Below are 18420 nucleotides of genomic sequence, written 5' to 3'. Positions count from 1 at the left end.
GTTCTTGTTTTGCGACGCGATTAATCGCCTTGCTGCAGCGCGGCTTCGTGCTCTTTCACGAATTGTTCCGGTGTCACCGCTTTGCCGAACAGGGCCTGAATCATGTTCAGGTGTGTTTGCGCCGCGTTCCATTTCATTTGCACGTCGGCAAACAGCGTCAGGTTGCTGGCGTGGTTCAACTCATCCAGTAAATCGATGTAGAGCTGCGGCAAGTCCGAGGACGACGTGTCCACCTTTGTCGCCGGAATAACCCCTGCCGTGCTAACCGACTCGGCACCCCACTTGCTGATGAAATACTCCACGAATTGCTTCGCTTCGTCTTTGACTTTAGAGTTTTCTGCGACGAATAGGCCAACGCCAGGCCCGCCTACCCAGCTATTAATGTCGCCTTTGCCGCCAGCGAAGGTCGGGAATTTAAAGAAGCCGACTTTGTCTTTGAACTCCTGGGGCACGTCCGGGTTGCTCGTGAAGTTAGGAACCTCCCAAGTGCCCGCCAGGAACATGGCCGCTTGTTCACGCATAAACACGGATTTGCCTTCTTCATTGGACAAACCGTTGAAACCTTTGTTAAACGCGTTCATATCCACCAGCCTTTGAATTTCGGCAGCCGCTTGAATCAACGCCGGATCCTCGAAAGTGCCGGAACGGTCGATCGCCTTCTTCAACGTTTCCGGTCCGCCGAGGCGGTCAGCCAGGTACATATACCAAATCGATCCCGTCCAGCGGTCTCTGTTCCCCAGTGCAACGGGGGTTACTCCTTTGCTGTTCAGCGTACGGACCACGTTCAAAAATTGATCGTAGGTTTGCGGCACTTCCAAATGGTATTCTTTAAAAATGGCTTTATTATAATATATCGGCGAAATGTTCAGCTCGATCGGCAAGCCGTAGGTTCTCCCTTGTACAGCGTAAGCGTCGGTTGCGCCCGGAACGAATTGATCCTTTAAACCACGGTCCAGCAAATCGTCCAGCGGAGCGAACAGGTCGCCTTTCACGTAAGGATCCATGAAGCCGGCAGCCCAAGTGACACCTACGTCGGGAAGCTCGTTCGCGGCGGACAAAATTTTCAATTTATTCTTATATTGCTCGTTCTCCATCACTTCCTGTTGAATCGTTACATTCGGATGTTCGGAATGATACTGGTCGATGATTTCATTCACCAGCTTATTTTGCTGCGGAGAAGCGCCCACTGGCCACAGATGCATAAATTGAATCGTCACCTGCTCGCCCGCTGCCGATGCCGCTTGGCCTTCCGTCGTGCCGCCGCCCGCTGTCTTATCCCCTGTGCAGCCTGCGAGTCCTAACAGCAGGAGCAGCGAAATCAACACAATGGACGTAGTTTTATGATTGGACATGCCTTTATCCCCCTAGATATCACGGTTCTTCTTGTAACCGTTTCATCCTAAGTTTATCACGTTGATGATTCCGCTTCCATCTCCCGTGGATGGCGGGAACCCGTTCACGGCAGACCTGGTCGAAACCGCCCTACGCGTTCTCCTCCGTCTCTTTCGTCTGGCTGCGGTATTTACTGGGACTCATCCCTTCGTAGCCTTTGAATACCTTGATGAAGTATTTATCGCTCTGATAGCCCACGCGTTCCGCGATCTCCCCAACGGACAGCGTGGTCCGCAGCAGCAGTTCTTTGGCGCGGAGCACCCGCAGTCGGCTGATATATTCGCTGAAGGTCAGTTCCGTCTGCTCTTTGAACAACACGCTGAAGTAGCTGGGATTCAAATGCAGCCGATCGGCAACTTGCCGCATCGTGATGGGCTCATGCAAATGTTCGTCCAGGAAGCTAAGCGCCTCGCGCACCTGCGGTGTGTACTGGGTATCCGTCTCTTTCGTCTCCAACAGCCGAGGATCGACCAGCTTCTCCATCGTTTCGATCCGGTGTCGGTCGTCCTCCACTAGAAGCGCCTGCTCCACGGCTTGGACCAGCTTATGCTTGTCCACCGGCTTCAGCAAATAATTGACGACTCCCAGTTGCATCGCCTTTTGCGCATATTCGAACTCCGCGTATCCCGATATGATGATGGCGACCGGCTTGAATTGTTTGTGGCGCTGCTGCATTTCAATCAGTTCCAGACCGCTAATGCCGGGCATGCGGATATCCGTAATCAGCAGATGTGCGACATGATCCTCGAGCCATGCCAGCGCAGCTTGCCCGCTATCCGCCCATTCGATTTTGTATCGTCCGGCAGACCAGGCTTCCAGCGTTTTCGTAAAACCTTGTCTCGTTCTTGGTTCATCCTCAACCACAAGAATCGTTTTTGTCTGCTTCATACCGTTCCCCCGTATTCACTAGGTATATCAAAGCTTACGGACGTTCCTTCACCCGGATGGCTCGTCACTTGAAGCCCGTGTTTATCTCCATGTTCTCCGTCAAAATATAATCTCAGCCGTCGCTGCACATTGACGATCCCGACCCCCATACCTTTGGAGGAAATAGAGGGTCCTCCTTCCATTGCCCGCAACAAGCCGAGCAGCGTCTCCTCGTCCATCCCGGGACCGTTATCGCGCACGGTAATTTTCACATACCCCTCCCGCTCCGACGGCTCGACGCTTACGCTGACTTTGCCCTGACCCATTTGCTTTTCAACCCCGTGCAAAATCGCATTTTCCACCAACGGCTGAATCAGCAACTTCGGAATTTTGACATGACGGAATTCACCGGCGTCGATAGACCAGGTTAACCGTTCCGCAAGGCGGATATCCATCAGTTGCAGATAGCGCTCCACATGCTCAAGCTCGTCCTCCATCGTCACCCATTCGTCCTGATTCGGGCTGCTGATGATGTACCGGAACAAGCTGGACATACCTACGACCAGATTCGCTAACTCTTCTTCGCCTTTCTCCTCCAGCGACCAATAGAAGGCCTCCAGCGTATTAAACAGGAAATGCGGGTTGATTTGCGCTTGAAGCGCCTTTAGCTCGGTTCGGCTTTGCAGGAGCTCCTTCTCGTAAACGACGCGGATCAATTCGTTCATATTGTCGACCATTTGGTTGTACGAATTGTTCAACTCGTTGATTTCCAAGGTCTTCGAGAACATCGGATTGCGCTGCAGTACCCCAAACCTCGCGCCGCGCATCGCTTTGATCAGCCGGAAGATCGGTCGGGTGATCATCGTGGACAGCGACAGCGACATAATCAGGAATAAGAGGATCCCAATCGCTCCCGAGGCCACAACCGCCGTTCGCAGCGCAGAAATCCCGCTAGTCACATAGTTGATCGGCGTGAAGAAGACGAGCGTCCAGCCGGTTGCTTTGGAGGCTTGCTTGACCTCAATAAAATCTTGACCGCCGATCGTGATATTTTTCCCCACGTTGCCGAGCAGTTCCTTCAGGTTTAAATCCTCTGCGGGAAAGCTGAAATTCGTCGCGACCGGCCGTTGATTTCCATCGACCAGCAGAATGTATTCCCCGCCATCCCCGCCGATCTGTTCATGAATTTGAAAATAAGTTCGATCGATCCGCACCATTAAATATCCCCCGGACGAAAACCAACGGTCAAGCAAACTGACCCGTCGCAACGCCAGTACGGTAGAGGGGTCGCGCGGATCAACGCCGATCCATACGAGCGCCCCTTTCCCCCAATTCGCCGCATTAATCCATTGCGAGTCAATCGTGTCGATCAATTGGGTTTCATTCAGCGGAAACAAACGGCGGTAATCATTCGTGTATAACTCCAGGGATTTAATACCGGTTACATAGGCTTGATAATCACTAAACAAAGGCAACAGCGATTGACGCGAACTGAACGGCGTCTCCTGTCCTTGCACTTCGGCCAGCAACAGCTGCTGTACGTATTCATCGGTGGCGACCTGAGTCGTCAGCGTGTTGATTTGGGCGATCAGCGCATCCAGGCGCCCGTTGGCCTGCAGGGCGGTTTGGCTGATATGCTTCTCGGCATTGGTCTCCAGCAGCGCGGACACCCGAGAATACGTCAATACGCTGGCGATCCCCAGAACAAAAATCATCAGCAGCATAAAACTGATGAAAATTTGATTTCTTAAAGTAAACCATCGCTTCGGTTTTTTCACGTCCGGTCCTAACCTTTCCGTCCAAAGTGTACAACCTTATCCCATCATATAACGAATCGGCCGGATGAAACTATGTATTTTTCGAACCTGTCACGTATAATGAGAAGGCAGCGGTACCCGCAGCAAGTAACAATACATAAGCATTTTAAAGGAAAAGACCGAGGTTTTCTACTTCGGTGCCTAGAGGGAGAAGAAGATCAATACAATGAGGCCAATTACAGCAAACCACGCGGTTTTTTTCGACGTCGACGATACGTTATACGACCATCTGCAGCCTTTTCGCGAAGCGCTGGAAGAGACACTAGACACTGGGCAGGACTTCCCGTATGAACCTGCCTATCACCGGATGCGCTACTACAGCGACTATCTTTCTGCCGAGGCCGGCGGCACGCCAACGCATGGTCAGGTGCTCGCATCGATGCGGACCGAGCGCTTCATACGTTCGCTGGGGGAGTTCGACCTCGCGCTCACAGCCGAGCAAGCCGAAGCGGTCCAGGCCGCTTACCTGAATCGTCAATTTGATATTCGCCCGTTCCCCGGCGCGTTCGATCTGATCGGCAAGCTGCAGGAGTTAGGTGTCGTCGTCGGGGTGATTACAAACGGGCCGCCGGATCACCAATGGCGAAAAATTCGAGCGCTGGGAGTAGATCGGCTGATCCCCGCCGAGCTGGTGTTCATTTCGGGTGCGTTAGGCTTGACCAAACCGGACGTACGACTGTTTGAACTTATCGCCGGGAAGCTGGGCAAGACTGCGGAACAGTGTTGTTACATCGGAGATTCCTGGCGCAACGACGTCGTTGGAGCCGCCGGTGCCGGCTGGCGCGCGATATGGTTTAACCATCGCGGCGTCCGGCCGGAGGCGGACCCGCACCTCCCTCATACCCCGGTTACGAACTATGTCGAGCTTGCCCGGTTGCTGCTGGACGAATTCAAATAAAATGAATTCAATGAATGCTGCCTTTCTTGCAGCATTCATTTTTTTTCAAATCCGTTTCCTGGCTCTCCCCCCCTGCATAGTTCTTCCAATGCTACGCACAATAGAGGAAAATACCTCAGCTGGAGGAGTTACGCCTTGTTCTCCCGATTGATGAAATCCATCCTGACGATGGCCAGACAAAAACCACAGCAGCAAACGTCCCATGTTTCCGAACCCCAGGCTCCCGGCCCGTTGTCGCTAAATCGCGTGCTGGATGAGTTCCAAGGGTGCTCCGATCTTTCGCATCGAACTTATCCGATGATCCAAGCCGATATCCTTTTCTTCGATCACCTGGTCGACAAACAGAAGTTCATCAACAATGTGATCATTCCGTTGGAAAACATTAGCCGGGAAGAACTGGGCGGGCTTCTGCATCAATCCCAATTCAAGCTTGAGGACGAAACTACGAAGGTCGTGCGCGGCATTTTGGATGGGGATGCCGCCTTGTTCGTGCCGCAAGGGGTTTACTTGATTTCCGTTTACGGTCCCGAAAAGCGGGCCATTGAATCTTCGCAGACGGAATCCACGATTGTCGGCCCGCATGACTCCTTTAACGAATCACTCGATACCAACCTGTCTATCATCCGCCGGAGGGTGAAGAGCAGTCGGTTAAAAGCCAAACAATTCGAGGTAGGAGAAATTTTCAAGACCAAGGTGTCTTTGCTGTACCTCGATGAAATCGCCAATATGGACTTCGTCAACCGGATGTCAGAACGGATTCAAAGCATCGAATACAGTGGGGTTTTCGACGGTAGCATGTTGTTGCAATTGATTGAGGATTTCCCATCCACGATCTTCCCGCTGTTCCTGACTTCGGAGCGTCCCGACGTCGCCGTTTCCAAGCTGAACGAAGGCCGGGTGGTCGTCATTATGGACCAAAGCCCGTCGGTGATCGTGGGACCCACGACGGTATTCGAGTTCTTCTCCTCGCCCGACGATTATTACAGCCGCTGGGCGGTTGGCACATCTCTTCGGCTCCTCCGGTATATTGCCTTTGTGCTTACGTTGACGTTGACTTCGATGTACGTGTCCATCACAACGTACCATTACGAGATGATCCCGATAAATTTGCTGGCTTCGATGTCTGAATCGCGCAGCCGCGTGCCTTTCCCTCCGGTTCTGGAAGCCTTGTTAATGGAAACTACGCTGGAATTGCTGCGAGAAGCCGGCGCTCGCCTGCCGTCCAAAATCGGGCAAACCATCGGGATCGTTGGCGGGATTGTCATCGGCACCGCTGCGGTGGATGCCGGGTTTACCAGTAACATCCTGATTATCGCCGTAGCGATGTCCGCCATCGCTTCCTTTGTCATTCCCAGCTATACGATGAGCGGTTCGATTCGGCTCATTCGGTTTGCTCTCATCATCTTGTCGGGGATGCTCGGAAACTTTGGCTTCATCTTCGGGTTAGGCCTGGTGATCATCCATCTGTCCAAACTGACCAGCCTCGGAGCGCCGTACACCCTCCCGCTCGCACCGATCAAACCAAGCGACTGGAAGGATACTTTTATCCGGGGGCCTTTCTGGATGTTCTCCAAGCGACCAAAGCAATCCCGCAGCCCTAACGAAACCACCAACAAAATGAAGAAATAGGTGACCCCATGGATCGGGAAAAACTGAATCGCTTCCACATCGCTCTTATGGTGTTCAACACCCAAAGCGGGATTATCCTGTTCACTTTGCCGCGGATCACGGCACATTACATGGGTACCAATGGATGGCTCATGCTCATCCCGATGTTCCTGCTCGTGACGTTAAACATCATGCTGATATCCGCCGTGTACCGAATGGGCGGGGGGAAATCCGTCTTTGAGATTCTTGGTGCTTCGCTGCCGCGGTTCATTTTGGTTCCGCTGTATTTGCTGCTATGGGGATTGTTCAGCATGATCGGCTGCCTAGTCGTCAAACAATATGCATTGATCTATCAAATGCTCATATTTCCGTCGACCTCGGACATGATTCTCAAAATCTACGTGGATGTGCTGCTGTTCCTCTACGTCACCAAGGGGATCTACACCATGTCTAAGGCGAATGTCATCTTCTCGTTGCTGTTGCTGCTGCAAGTTCCGCTCGCCTTTTTCTTCGTCAAGGACTTCGATCTGTCGCGGTTGACTTCCTTTCTGTTTCGGGAGGGAGCGGATATGAAAGAAGGCTTGCTCCGGATATATGGCGCGTATCTGGGGTACGAGTTAAGCCTGTTTCTGTTTCCCTATGCGGAAAACAACAAAAGATGGTTAAAATACGTTCATCTCGGAAACGGAATCACCATGTTCGTTTACTTGCTGGTCACGTTCTTGGCTTACGGCTTCTTTAGCCATAGAGCGCTTCTCCATTCTTCCTTTCCGATCCTCGACATGTATGCCTATTTACGGTTCCCGTTTGTCGAGCGGATCCAGAATTTCCTATTCAGCCTGTTCATGTTCTCGATCGTGCATACGGCGGGCATGTACTATTGGTCAAGCCAAGCGGTGATGTCCCAGATCTTTCGCCGAATCCCCTGGAAAGTGATCGTGTTTTTGTCTATGGTTGCGACGATCTCCGTTGGGATGATTCCTAAGTCCTTAATCAAGGTAGAGTCCTGGTTCCGTTATTTAACGATGGCACAGCTGGGCTTCTCCTTCGGGTTCCCCTTGCTGCTGATCCTACTGCTCTTGCTGCAAAGGAGGTTCAAGAAACATGCATAGACGCCTATTTCTGGCCGCGACTCTTTGCCTTATTCTCGCGGGCTGCAATCAGGATCAGCGCATCCTGGAACGGATCGGCTACATTGAAACCGCCGCTTTTGACGCTGCCCCTCAGGACAAGATCAAAGCCACGATCAGTATGCCGCTGGTCACGCAATTTGCCAGAGACGGGAAAACGACAGATGAATTGCTGGAGACGATCTCCACCAGCCCCAAGGATGCCAAAGCGGCGTTGTCCTTGCGAACAAGCCGAATCATCGTCAGCGGACAGATCCGTACGTTTATGTACGGCGAAGCATTGGCCCGTCAAGGTATTTGGAAGGATATGGATACATTTCTCCGCGATCCGAGCATCTCGTTTCGAACCGCCATGGCCGTCGTCGAAGGCGAAGCGGGAGCCATTATCAGCCAGGAATATCCTCGCCATACCAAAACGGCCAACTACATCAACAAGCTGCTGCAAAAAGAATTTAACAAGCAATCGGTGCCCCGGACTGCCTTGTATCAATTTACCCGCGATTATTACGACGACGGGATGGATCCGATCGCCATCATGGTCAAGGAACAGAAGAAGGACATCACCATCAGCGGCATCGCCACATTCCGGGACGACAAGATGATCGACAAGCTGCCCTGGAAGGATGTTTACCTGTTTTCGCTCCTGTACCAAGATCTGTCGCAAGGCGAATTCAGCCTAACGTCGGAGGATCCCAACTTGAAGGCCATCTCCTTCCGGGCCGTCCGAAGCAAACGCCGGATCAAGGTCTCGAAAGGCCCGTCCGGCGAATACGAAGCGGATATTTACCTGAAGGTTGAAGGGGGGGTGGATGAATACCTTGGTAACCTAAAATTAAGTACTTCCGAACGGGCCAAGGTCGAAAAGCTGGTTAGTGAACACATCGTCATGGAATCACTGCGGATCATCAAGACGTTGCAGCAGAATCGCACGGACAGCTTGGGGCTGGGAAAATATGTGCGAAACAAAATGAGCTATGAGGAATGGAAAGGGACCGACTGGCGTGAACGATACAGCCAAATGCCGGTCCGCGTCCATTGTTCCTTCTACATGAAAAATTTCGGAGCTTATTTCGACTAAGGCGTATGGCATGTCGGCTTAGCCTTGCAGCGCTTTCCGCACGCTGAGGATATACTTCGCCTGGTCCAGCGGATTAACGCCCCTCCGGGTCCGTTCGGCCTGAACGTCCGACGGGCACGGTTCATAGCCGGCGAAGGAGGAAGCAAACGTACTCCGTCCCTTCGTATATGAGCTCAGTTCAATCGGGTAATGAAGCGACGTCGAGAGCGGTACATGCCCTTCGATTAACACGCGCTCCCCTTGTAGCTGCGGCGGCTCGAAGCGACCGCGCATCTGCACGAGATCATTCATCACCCGGCCGGCGTTCTCTTCGGGAACGACTAACCGGACATGCAAGATCGGCTCCAGCAGCATCGTGCCGACATTCGCCAGTCCGTCCATGATTCCCATTGGCGTAGCGACGGCAAAATCAAGGGGATGGGTATGCCAAACATGATGCTGACCATAGGTCAGCGTGACTTTCAGATCGGTAACCTCCCAGCCATACAGCCCTTGTTGCAGAGCCTCGGGAACGCGGCGAGCGACCTCATTCTGATATTGCGGCAGCAAATCTTCGTCCCGCACGTACACTTCATAGATCAAACCGCTCCCCCGTGGGCCAGGTTCGATCTTAAACCGCAGGATCGCCCAGCAAGGCTTCGGCATCGTGTAAGCGATATAGCCCTCACCCGCCTGCTTAGGTGTTTCTTTATAAATAACCGATGGCTTGCCGAAGGTCACCTTCAGTCCGTAACGCGTTGCCATTACGCTGCTTAGGACCTCCAGCTGGATCGGGCCCATCACCTTCACGTGCAGCTCCCGCTCCTCTTGCAGCCATTGCAAGTCCAGCAGCGGATCTTCGTCGGACAGCTCCTGTAAGGCATCTGCCACGGCCCGGTAATCCGCCTCGTTGGCCGGGTGCGCCCGCACGGTAAGCAACGGGACCGCCAGCTTGGCTTCGGCAGGGACCGCCTCCGGCCGCCCCAGCACGTCGCCGATGCGGACATGGGACAAGCCGCAGACGGCAGCAATGTCCCCCGCCCGCAGCACGCCGATATCCTCGGACCGGGTACCGTCGATTTTACGAATCTGCGTCACCTTCTCGCTCAGGTTCTGCGTGTGGTTCAACACGGCATCGCGATTGTGGAGGCTGCCTTCATAAAGTCGTACATACGCCATCCGTCCCATCGTCTTGTCGCGTTCGATCTTGAAGACGACGCCGGACAACGGGGCCTCCGGATCACCTCCAGCCGTAGGGAAATAGCGTAGCATCGCATCCAGCAGCGGAGCGATGCCGATTCCCTTGGCCGCCGCCCCGTACAACAGCGGGTACATCCGGGCAGACCGGGCTAACTCCTCCGCACATCGCGCCCAACGTTCCTCCGCAACGTTCTCTCCGCTAACGTACGACTCGAGCAGCGCGTCATCGCGCTCGGCTAAGAACTCGATCAAACGACTCCGGGCCGATGCGTATGCTTCCAGGCCGCCTGCCTCGGCAGCGGCTTCCTCCAAATCGGTCTGCCACAAATCCACTGCTCCGCTGTAATCCTGCCAAGCCCCAAGCGGATGTTGGACAGGAACGATGTCCGGAGACAGATAATTGCGTGCCTGAGCGAGCACCGCATCGGGATCCGCGCCAACGCGGTCCATCTTGTTGATGAACAAGAGCGTGGGAATCTGCAGCTTCTTAAGCGCGTTCCAAATCATTTCCGTCTGCGCCTGAACGCCTTCTACCGCGGAGAGAACCAGCACCGCGCAATCCAGCACGCGCAGCGACCGCTCCACTTCGGACAGAAAATCGACATGGCCCGGCGTATCGATCAAATTGACCTGCGTGCCCTTCCAGGTGAGCGTCGTCATGGCCGCGCGCACAGAAATGCCGCGCTGACGCTCCACTTCCAGCGAATCGGTAAGCGCCGTGCCGTCATCCACGCTGCCCAGCATGCGAATCCGTCCGCTTTCGTACAAAATATGCTCAGTCGTCGTTGTCTTTCCGGCGTCGACATGGGCGAAAATCCCCACGTTCAGACGAACCGGTTCGATACTCTCCGTTATCCCGCTCATCGTTCACCGAAATACCACGCTAAGAACGCATCGGCAACCACCTTGCCGGCCGCTCCATTCGGATGAGGGTCGTCCGCCGAGCTCATGAACTCTCGGCGCAGGCGATGCTCGAGCGGTGCGGGCTGGGACAGTAAAGCCGCCATATCAAACACGCGGTCTACGCCCGGAAGCGAGGCAGAGCGGATTTGTTCGTTAACGTAACGCCATACCTGCTCCCGCTCTTCGCTGAAGTTAAAGGGCGGTACGGTGAACAGGATGATTTCCGCGGAGGGGTCGTTTTGACGTAATACGGTGATGATGGTGTTCAGATCGGCTAACAACTGCTCGGAAGTGCGTGCTCCGATGTCGATATCGTTCACCCCAAGCGCCAAAACGATCTGCGTACCCGTCCCCGGAACTTGGCCGAGCTTTACCTTGCTCAGCCAAGCGCCCTCCGCCGCGGCATCGTAGGCCCTCGCCCAGCCGGAACCCAGATTCCACGCGGCATAATCGCTCCCCAGTCCATCGGCAATCCGCGCCGCCCAATACTCGTAACCGTCCCTGCGGGTTCTCACGCCTTGCGTAATCGAATCGCCTAGGAATACCAAACGTTGCCGCACCGGTTTGGCGCTGGCGATTAACGCAGGCATCACCAGCAAATTTTCCGAAAGGGAAAAGCCTTCGGCATCTGACGCATCAGCGCGTACGCCCGGCGCGTCATAAGCCGTGACCAGCATCTGCTCGGTATTGTACGGCACCGTTTTGCCACCCGCATCGGTAGAAATCGTCCAAGTAAACGCCAGCAAATGCCCTTCTGGCAGGTCCAGCTTGACCGGATCGCTCCAGAACTTCTCCCCGGGGGCAACGGATCGGGCCCCGCTGCCTCCGTCAAACGTGACGCGTACCTGCGGGTTAGGCTCGACGGAACCGTCCGGCGCCGTGCCTCCGTCCGCAACGTAAGCGGCTTCGATCCGCCACTGTCCACCGAGGGCTCCGCCGCGGGCAACCGACCCGGTATCCCAGGTAGAGTCAATCGCGTTACTATGCCAGAATCGGAGCTCCAGCTTTCCATGTTCTCTTAACTTCACATAGGTCCGATAAGTATGCGTGAACTTGTCCGGACGCTCCATAATATAGTTGCATGCCGCCGATACGACGGTGGCAGAAGCGTACTGATTCATCATCTGTTTATCCTCCATCCTGCCTGATGTAAACGACTTCTTTTTTGATTCTACCATGGGGAGTCCCTCCGAAAACAGAAACTTTTGCGACTGTGGAAGCGTCTAGTTGCTATAGAACTTATTGGGATTTGTCATGGAAGGGAGCGTTTCGATTTGAAAAAGAAATTCATCCTGCTGCTTTTGACGGCCTGCCTTGGGCTAGGAACAGCCGGAGTTCATGCCGCGGAGGCGGCTGACCCCGTAAGAAACGGCAGCCAATCGCTGGAGGAAGCGTTCAGCGAGCTGGCGATCATTCCTTTTGATTATCAAGGAAAAGCGTTCATTCAAGGCCGCAAGACGGATGTTGGTGGGGATTACGAAGTCGTTCAACGAAACGGACGTGTCCTCGTGCCCATTCGTTTGATGGGATATCTGGCCGAGCATACGACTCATGCGGATCAAGGGTATTGGGATGTCGTCTGGAACGCGAAGACGCCAAACGATGTGCTTCTTCAGAACCTCCCGCTAAAGAGAACGGTAAAGTTCAAGGTCAACAGCACGACAATGCTCATTAACGGCAAATCGGTGAAGCTCGATGTTCCGCCGCAAAAGATCGGCGGCCGGGTCATGCTGCCCCTAAGGGACGCCGCAACGGCGCTTGGCAAACAGATCGATTGGCTGGATGGGCTGATTCTGATCGGAGATGCGGCACTTGACCTGAAACACCCGCAAACGCTGGCGACCAAAGATTCCATCCGAACGCAGCTGACTGATCGGCGCAAACGGATCGATTACGAGAACGTATCTACCCCACTGACCCAATTCGGAACCGATGTGTATTACCTAAAAACGGTTTACCGGAACAACGGCGCTTCCTTGGATGAACAGCTTTTCCGGCAAACGGAAGGGAACAAGGCAACTCGGATTCAAGTTCCCGGTAAGCCGGTGTTTCATTCGGGCAAACGGATTGGCGATGTTTTCTATTACGTGTCCACGGTAAACAATCAAGCTTACCTTTACGCCTATGACCTGGGAAAACAACAGCCGCAGCAAATCGCCGCGCTGGGAGACTGGCGGCCCGAGGACGGATGGCTGACGGATGTGCGTAAGTTGGATAACGATTTATTCGTTAACCTCCATGTTGGGGATTTGACGATGGGGCGTGACACGCTATATCAGGTGAAGAATGGGACATTGCAGGAGATATTGTCGGCCAAGGACCTGGTTGGCCTCGCTAGTGACCAAGGGGCTTTGTATTATACGGATTTCCGTTTTATGAGCGGATTTGCGGACAACTTGAACCGACTCGACCTAAACACTGGGGAGGAGTCGTTGCTCGGAGAGCCCGGATATGCCTATGGCGTGGTCCGATCCGTCGAGGATAACGGCGGAATCGGGTTTAAGTCCGATCCCACGCTGCCGCTGAAGGACGGTGCGCTCTTCGCGATTGGCTTCAATGATAGCGATTCGAAGGATCCTAACGCCTTATACCGGATTGACATAACCGGCCGGACGCACAACAAGCTGGCCACGGACGTAAGTCGATTCTGGCTGATCGGCGAAGGAATTTATTATCTGGATGATCGCTCGGGTCGCTTGATGCATACAGGGTTGGATGGCGGAGAGAGCGCTGTCGCCGTGTCGTCCCGGAAAATTGCCCAAATCCGTATGTACGGGAACGTATTCTATTATACGACCGCCAATGGCAAAGGGATGGATTTATACCGGTTTGACCCGGCCGCAGGGCAGGAGAAGAAGCTGGCCTCTCTAGCGGCCGGAGCGTCGTCTGAAACAACCTTTGAAATCAACAAGTCCGGCGCCTATTACGTATCCTACGGCTACGAGCCCGGTATCTATCACATCGCTGCCGATGGCAAGCAACGCCGTTTAACCAAAGACGACGTTGACCAGACCTTATTAACCGACACTGGCATGCTCTATACGCTGGTTTACAAAACAGGGGTTTACTCGGTGAAATAAATATCAGTAACAGCAGAAAACGGCGGCAGTCCCAGAACTTCACCAACGAAGTCTGAGGCTGCCGCCGCATTGAATTTATACGTTACAGTACCCGCTGCAAAAAAGACCGGGTCCGCTCATGCTGCGGAGCTCCAAACAACTGCTCCGGACGACCTGACTCGATAATCTCGCCGTCCGCCATAAACATCACGCGGTCGGCCACCTCCCGCGCAAAGCCCATCTCATGCGTGACGACGATCATCGTCATCCGCTCTTCGGCGAGCTGCTTCATGACCTGCAGCACCTCGCCCGTCAGTTCGGGATCGAGCGCCGAGGTTGGCTCGTCGAACAGCAGGATCTCCGGACTCATCATCAACGCCCGGGCGATGGCGACCCGCTGTTTTTGCCCGCCGGACAGGTTGGAGGGATAAACATCGGCTTTGTCCGATAGCCCCACCTTCTCCAGCAACTCCGAGGCATTGGCACGGATGTCCGTGGCTGGCAATCCCTTGACCAGCTTGGGAGCGAGCTCCAGGTTGCCTCGTACCGTAAGGTGCGGAAACAGGTTGAAATGCTGGAACACCATGCCCATGCGGGCAGTGATTCCCTTGAGCTTGGCGCTGCCGGCATACCATCCGTCCTTCGCCAGCGTCTCGCCGCCGATGCGGATGCTGCCCCCGTCGATTTCCTCAAGATGAGCCAATGCGCGCAGCATCGTGCTTTTGCCAGACCCGGACGGTCCGATTACCGCCAGCACCTCACTAGCAGCGACGGAAAAGGTGACGTCCTTCAACACCTCCAGGTCGTCAAACGATTTTCGTAAATGCTCGACTTCTACGATTGCTTGATCCATAACTCCAGCCCTCTACTCGAATTTGAACTTCCGCTCCAGTGCCTTGAACAGCACGGTAAGCACCAACGTCATCAACAGATACAGCACGCCCGCAAGCACGAACGGCATGATCGTAAAATCCCGGTTGACCGCCGTTTGCGCAAAATGCAGCAGTTCGGGTACGGCGACCGCATAAAGCAGCGCTGTATCCTTGACCAACGTGATCGACTCGTTGGAGACGGCAGGCAGCGCGATTCGCAGCATTTGCGGCAGCACGATCCGCGTCGTCGTCTGCCAGCGGCTGAGGCCCAGCACTTTCGCCGCCTCGTATTGGCCTTTGTCTATCGCCAGCAGACCGCCGCGGAAGATCTCCGCGAAGTAGGCTGCGTAATTCAGCGTAAAAGCCAAGCAGGCGGCCGCGAATCGGTCCATGACGAGATACTCGCCAATGACCGGAATCACCGGCAGCCCGAAGCAGACGAACAGCATTTGCAGCAACAGCGGCGTGCCGCGCATGACATAAATGTACGCGCCGGCAAACCAAGCGACCGGTTTGATTCGGCTGCGAACCATAAAGGTAAAGGCAAATCCCAGCGGAATCGACGTCACAATCGCCAGCACAAACAGCAGAATCGTGGTTTCCATCCCTTCCAGCATCGGCCCCAGGATACTCAATAAATACTCCATACTCATGGTCGTTCTCCTCGATTTATACTTGTACCATGCCCCGCGGGCTAGCCGCAGCCAGCAAAAAACCGGATTCCGAAGCAATCCGGTTTGAGCGGGTTCGTTTCTACTTCAGCACTTTATCTTCGCCGAACCATTTCTGCGAAATTTCGGACGCGGTACCGTCCTGGTTCAGTTCATCAAGCGCCTGCTGCAACTTGTTGAGCAGCTCTTCGTTGCCTTTCTTCACGCCGATGCCGTATTCTTCAGGCGCCAGCGATTCGTCCAGCAGCTTAAACGTCCCTTCTTCTTTGGACATATAATATCTCGCCACGACCTCGTCGATGACAACCGCGTCAAGACGCTTCGTCTTGAGATCGCTGAGCGCCAGCACGTTGTCCGGAAATTCGGAAACGGTTTTGATCTCGCTCTTGATCGGTGCCGCGTTAAGCGCGTCCGCCGCGGAGGACAATGACTGCAGTCCCACCGCTTTGCCAGCCAGATCGCTTAATTGGGCGATTTCCGAATCGGCTAGCGTGACAACCACCTGGCTATTTTTCAAGTAAGGCTTCGTGAACAATACCTTACCTTGACGTTCTTCCGTAATCGTATATCCGTTCCAGATCAAATCGATCCGACCGCTATTCAGTTCGGATTCCTTAGCCGACCAGTCGATGGGCTGGAAGGTGGCCTCCTTTCCCATTTTCTCCGCTGCCGCTTTGGCATAATCAATGTCGAAGCCCACAATTTCGTTCTTTTCGTCGCGGAAGCCCATCGGTGCGAATTTATCGTCAATCCCGATCACCAGCTTGTTGTCATCTTTCCCGGCTCCCGAGCCCGAACAACCGGCCAGCATCGTCAATACCAGAGCCATCACAAGACCCATCATGATCATTTTTTGGTTCGTTTTCATCTGTCTCTCTCCCCCTGAAGTTGACCTCTGTGTACGCTTCATTTGTGCTCTTTCCTGTGTTTGCTTCGACAGAAGGCCTTACGCTTTAGTTCGCTAATACGTTATCAGACTATCATGATACCATACTACCAAAAAAGAGTCGATAGGATCCCTGTCGTTTGTCAGAATCTCCCGGTTATTGTGACAGATCTCCGAACGATCCGATAACGATAAAATTATAACGATCGATCATTAAATTTCGAGTCTTGTTATTCGAATCGGAACATGCAAGGATAGAAGAGTGAGCTAGAGGTAGGGTTAGTAATTCGCGAAACGAAGAAATGCCTATTTTTGAAAACGTTTACTTTAACGATCGAAAAGAGGGATACGCATGAACCAAACATCCAACACCCCTGTACCACTGCGTCGAAGCATCTCTGTCAATCAGCTCGGCTACCCGGCCGAAGCCGCTAAATCCTTTGTTTACGCCGGCTCGGGCGGTGAATTCGAAATGATCGATACCGTCTCAGGAGAAGTGGTTTACCGGAGCGCAACCGGTCCTGCGCAGCAGGATGAAGCATCGGGGACAACGGTCTGCCGGGGCGATTTCGGGGAACTAAGAACACCGGGAACTTACCGGGTTAGCCTGAACGGCGAAAGCTCGGCAGCGTTTGTGATCGCCGGCAATCCCTATGCCGACTTGCAACAGGACTTGCTGAAGGCATTTTATTATTTACGTTGCGGCATGGAGCTGGAGGAGAGCATCGCCGGCCCCTGGAAGCATCACGCTTGCCATACTTCCGAGGGCATCGTGTACGATGATCCTTCCCTCCGCCTGGACAGCCGAGGCGGTTGGCACGATGCCGGCGATTATGGGAAATACACCGGCCCGGGAGCCAAAGCGGTTACCGACTTGCTGTTAGCTTACGAGGGGAACCCCAAGGCGTTTCAACGGCCGATTCCGTTGCCGGAAAGCGATGATCGGATACCGGATGTGTTGCACGAATGCCGGTACGAGCTGGAATGGTTGTTTAAAATGCAGGACCCGCGCTCGGGCGGCGCCTTTCACAAGTTGACGACGAAGCAATTCCCTCCGCTCGACATCATGCCTGAAGATGACCGGGACGACCTTTACTTTCTGCCCGTCTCCGCCACCGCTACCGCCTGTCTAGCCGGCGTGATGGCGATGGCAGCGCGGGTCTATCGACCGTTTGACGAAGCTTTTGCTACGCGCTGCCTGCAAACGGCCGAACGCGCTTGGGCTTGGCTGGACCAAACGCCGCCTCATCCGGACGGTCCCGGCTTCAAGAATCCGGCCGATGTCGGCACGGGCGAATACGGGGATGCAAGCGACTTGGACGAACGGTATTGGGCCGCAGCCGAACTCTTCCGTACGACCGGCGAAGGGAAATATCACGAAGCATTCCGCGGGCTAGCTGCCCTCCCCTTCGCCAAATACGAGCTGGGCTGGACCAATATGAGCGGCTATGGGACAATCGCATACCTGTTCGGCGCGGAGGCAGGTGCCGATACAGATCCCGCATTGCGCACCGCGTTACAGGAAGGGCTGCTCGCGGAAGCCAAACGATTAGCCGACCGTTGTGCAGAAGACGGTTATCTCACCTCCCTGCGCCCGGAGGATTATATCTGGGGCAGCAACATGGTGCTGATGAATAACGCGATGCTCCTCCTGATCGCCAACCGCCTTGGCGGTGAGGAACGTTACCGGGAGCTGGCGCTCGAGCATATTCACTATCTCCTGGGCCGCAACGTACTGGATCTCAGCTACGTGTCCGGCTTTGGCGACCGCTCGGTCAACCATCTGCATTATCGCCCGTCTGTAGCGGACGACGTGGAAGCGTCCGTTCCCGGCCTCGTGTCCGGGGGACCGAACCGCAACCTGAACGACGACTATATGCAGGAGCATCTGCAAGGACTGCCTCCGGCACAATGCTTCGTCGACCATGAGCTAAGCTATGCCGGCAATGAAGTGACGATCTATTGGAACTCGCCGGCCGTGTTCGCCGTATCGCAGTTTGTAAAGTAACTTTTCTCGGATCAAAGGACGCCGCGGGGAATGCGCCTGCGTGCGTCCTTTT

General features: G+C 54.4%; 14 protein-coding genes. 6 read left to right on the top strand and 8 right to left on the bottom strand.

The genetic code is table 11. The features are described from left to right. Nucleotides 1-20: 20 nt before the first annotated feature. The 3 genes from MKZ15_RS05300 to MKZ15_RS05290 form a co-directional block, all read right to left on the bottom strand. Entirely contained in the window at nt 21-1352 is a 1332-nt protein-coding gene (locus tag MKZ15_RS05300) for an extracellular solute-binding protein (protein ID WP_155606394.1), read from the bottom strand. 130 nt (nt 1353-1482) lie between these two features. After that, nucleotides 1483-2280 (bottom strand): response regulator, encoded by a 798-nt coding sequence (locus MKZ15_RS05295; protein WP_155606393.1) that lies wholly within the window; start codon nt 2278-2280, stop codon nt 1483-1485. Next, the gene (locus MKZ15_RS05290; RefSeq protein WP_244868523.1) at nt 2277-4037 is read right to left on the bottom strand and encodes a sensor histidine kinase; all 1761 of its coding nucleotides are present in this window, start codon (nt 4035-4037) and stop codon (nt 2277-2279) included. The genes MKZ15_RS05295 and MKZ15_RS05290 overlap by 4 nt, the downstream gene beginning before the upstream one ends. 205 nt (nt 4038-4242) lie before the next feature. Between MKZ15_RS05290 and MKZ15_RS05285 the strand changes: the two genes are divergently transcribed. The 4 genes from MKZ15_RS05285 (at nt 4243) to MKZ15_RS05270 (ending at nt 8790) form a co-directional block, all read left to right on the top strand. Beyond that, nucleotides 4243-4974 carry an HAD family hydrolase gene (locus MKZ15_RS05285; protein WP_339820398.1) on the top strand — a complete coding sequence of 244 codons (732 nt, stop codon included), beginning with the start codon at nt 4243-4245 and terminating at the stop codon, nt 4972-4974. Between the two features lie 135 nt (nt 4975-5109). Beyond that, nucleotides 5110-6603, top strand: coding sequence for a spore germination protein (locus MKZ15_RS05280; protein WP_339820395.1), 1494 nt, complete (start codon nt 5110-5112; stop codon nt 6601-6603). 8 nt (nt 6604-6611) lie between these two features. Further along, on the top strand, nt 6612-7694 hold the full coding sequence (locus MKZ15_RS05275) for a GerAB/ArcD/ProY family transporter (RefSeq protein ID WP_339820393.1): 1083 nt from the start codon (nt 6612-6614) through the stop codon (nt 7692-7694). Continuing rightward, nucleotides 7687-8790, top strand: a complete 1104-nt coding sequence (locus tag MKZ15_RS05270; protein WP_339820390.1) for a Ger(x)C family spore germination protein — start codon at nt 7687-7689, stop codon at nt 8788-8790. Before MKZ15_RS05275 ends, MKZ15_RS05270 begins: the two co-directional genes overlap by 8 nt. An 18-nt stretch (nt 8791-8808) precedes the next feature. On the opposite strand, the gene MKZ15_RS05265 is transcribed toward MKZ15_RS05270, so the two are convergent. Together MKZ15_RS05265 and MKZ15_RS05260 are read right to left on the bottom strand one after the other, a co-directional pair. Then, nucleotides 8809-10833 (bottom strand): translation factor GTPase family protein, encoded by a 2025-nt coding sequence (locus MKZ15_RS05265; RefSeq protein ID WP_339820389.1) that lies wholly within the window; start codon nt 10831-10833, stop codon nt 8809-8811. After that, nucleotides 10830-12050: an SGNH/GDSL hydrolase family protein gene (locus tag MKZ15_RS05260; protein ID WP_339820387.1), complete on the bottom strand. Its 1221-nt coding sequence runs from the start codon at nt 12048-12050 to the stop codon at nt 10830-10832. The genes MKZ15_RS05265 and MKZ15_RS05260 overlap by 4 nt, the downstream gene beginning before the upstream one ends. A 96-nt stretch (nt 12051-12146) precedes the next feature. Between MKZ15_RS05260 and MKZ15_RS05255 the strand changes: the two genes are divergently transcribed. Beyond that, nucleotides 12147-13952, top strand: a complete 1806-nt coding sequence (locus tag MKZ15_RS05255) for a stalk domain-containing protein (RefSeq protein WP_339820385.1) — start codon at nt 12147-12149, stop codon at nt 13950-13952. A gap of 82 nt (nt 13953-14034) precedes the next feature. Here the strand turns inward: MKZ15_RS05255 and MKZ15_RS05250 are convergent, their stop codons facing one another. From MKZ15_RS05250 to MKZ15_RS05240, 3 genes are all read right to left on the bottom strand, one after another. Continuing rightward, on the bottom strand, nt 14035-14784 hold the full coding sequence (locus MKZ15_RS05250; RefSeq protein ID WP_339820383.1) for an amino acid ABC transporter ATP-binding protein: 750 nt from the start codon (nt 14782-14784) through the stop codon (nt 14035-14037). Nucleotides 14785-14796: 12 nt separating this feature from the next. Further along, entirely contained in the window at nt 14797-15456 is a 660-nt protein-coding gene (locus MKZ15_RS05245) for an amino acid ABC transporter permease (protein ID WP_155606385.1), read from the bottom strand. A 100-nt stretch (nt 15457-15556) separates the two neighbouring features. Next, complete coding sequence (locus MKZ15_RS05240) at nt 15557-16342, bottom strand: amino acid ABC transporter substrate-binding protein (protein WP_339820379.1); 786 nt, start codon at nt 16340-16342, stop codon at nt 15557-15559. Nucleotides 16343-16712: 370 nt separating this feature from the next. Here MKZ15_RS05240 and MKZ15_RS05235 point away from each other — a divergent pair, with 370 nt between their 5' ends. Then, a complete protein-coding gene (locus MKZ15_RS05235) occupies nt 16713-18368 on the top strand; it encodes a glycoside hydrolase family 9 protein (RefSeq protein WP_339820377.1) in 1656 nt (551 codons plus the stop codon). Nucleotides 18369-18420 lie beyond the last annotated feature (52 nt).

It is taken from the genome of Paenibacillus sp. FSL R7-0216 (assembly GCF_037969915.1).
Taxonomy (GTDB): Bacteria; Bacillota; Bacilli; order Paenibacillales; family Paenibacillaceae; genus Fontibacillus; species Fontibacillus rhizolycopersici.
Note: the sequence above shows the minus strand (reverse complement) of the source record. Positions and strands in the feature narration are given on the sequence as shown.

What these genes read in the sequence shown, in the direction of transcription:
- MKZ15_RS05275 (WP_339820393.1), top strand. Translation starts at nt 6,612, where the DNA reads ATGGATCGGGAAAAACTGAATCGCTTCCACATCGCTCTTATGGTGTTC.
- MKZ15_RS05265 (WP_339820389.1), bottom strand. Translation starts at nt 10,833, where the DNA reads ATGAGCGGGATAACGGAGAGTATCGAACCGGTTCGTCTGAACGTGGGG.
- MKZ15_RS05260 (WP_339820387.1), bottom strand. Translation starts at nt 12,050, where the DNA reads ATGGTAGAATCAAAAAAGAAGTCGTTTACATCAGGCAGGATGGAGGAT.
- MKZ15_RS05285 (WP_339820398.1), top strand. Translation starts at nt 4,243, where the DNA reads ATGAGGCCAATTACAGCAAACCACGCGGTTTTTTTCGACGTCGACGAT.
- MKZ15_RS05235 (WP_339820377.1), top strand. Translation starts at nt 16,713, where the DNA reads ATGAACCAAACATCCAACACCCCTGTACCACTGCGTCGAAGCATCTCT.
- MKZ15_RS05250 (WP_339820383.1), bottom strand. Translation starts at nt 14,784, where the DNA reads ATGGATCAAGCAATCGTAGAAGTCGAGCATTTACGAAAATCGTTTGAC.
- MKZ15_RS05300 (WP_155606394.1), bottom strand. Translation starts at nt 1,352, where the DNA reads ATGTCCAATCATAAAACTACGTCCATTGTGTTGATTTCGCTGCTCCTG.
- MKZ15_RS05270 (WP_339820390.1), top strand. Translation starts at nt 7,687, where the DNA reads ATGCATAGACGCCTATTTCTGGCCGCGACTCTTTGCCTTATTCTCGCG.
- MKZ15_RS05295 (WP_155606393.1), bottom strand. Translation starts at nt 2,280, where the DNA reads ATGAAGCAGACAAAAACGATTCTTGTGGTTGAGGATGAACCAAGAACG.
- MKZ15_RS05240 (WP_339820379.1), bottom strand. Translation starts at nt 16,342, where the DNA reads ATGAAAACGAACCAAAAAATGATCATGATGGGTCTTGTGATGGCTCTG.
- MKZ15_RS05245 (WP_155606385.1), bottom strand. Translation starts at nt 15,456, where the DNA reads ATGAGTATGGAGTATTTATTGAGTATCCTGGGGCCGATGCTGGAAGGG.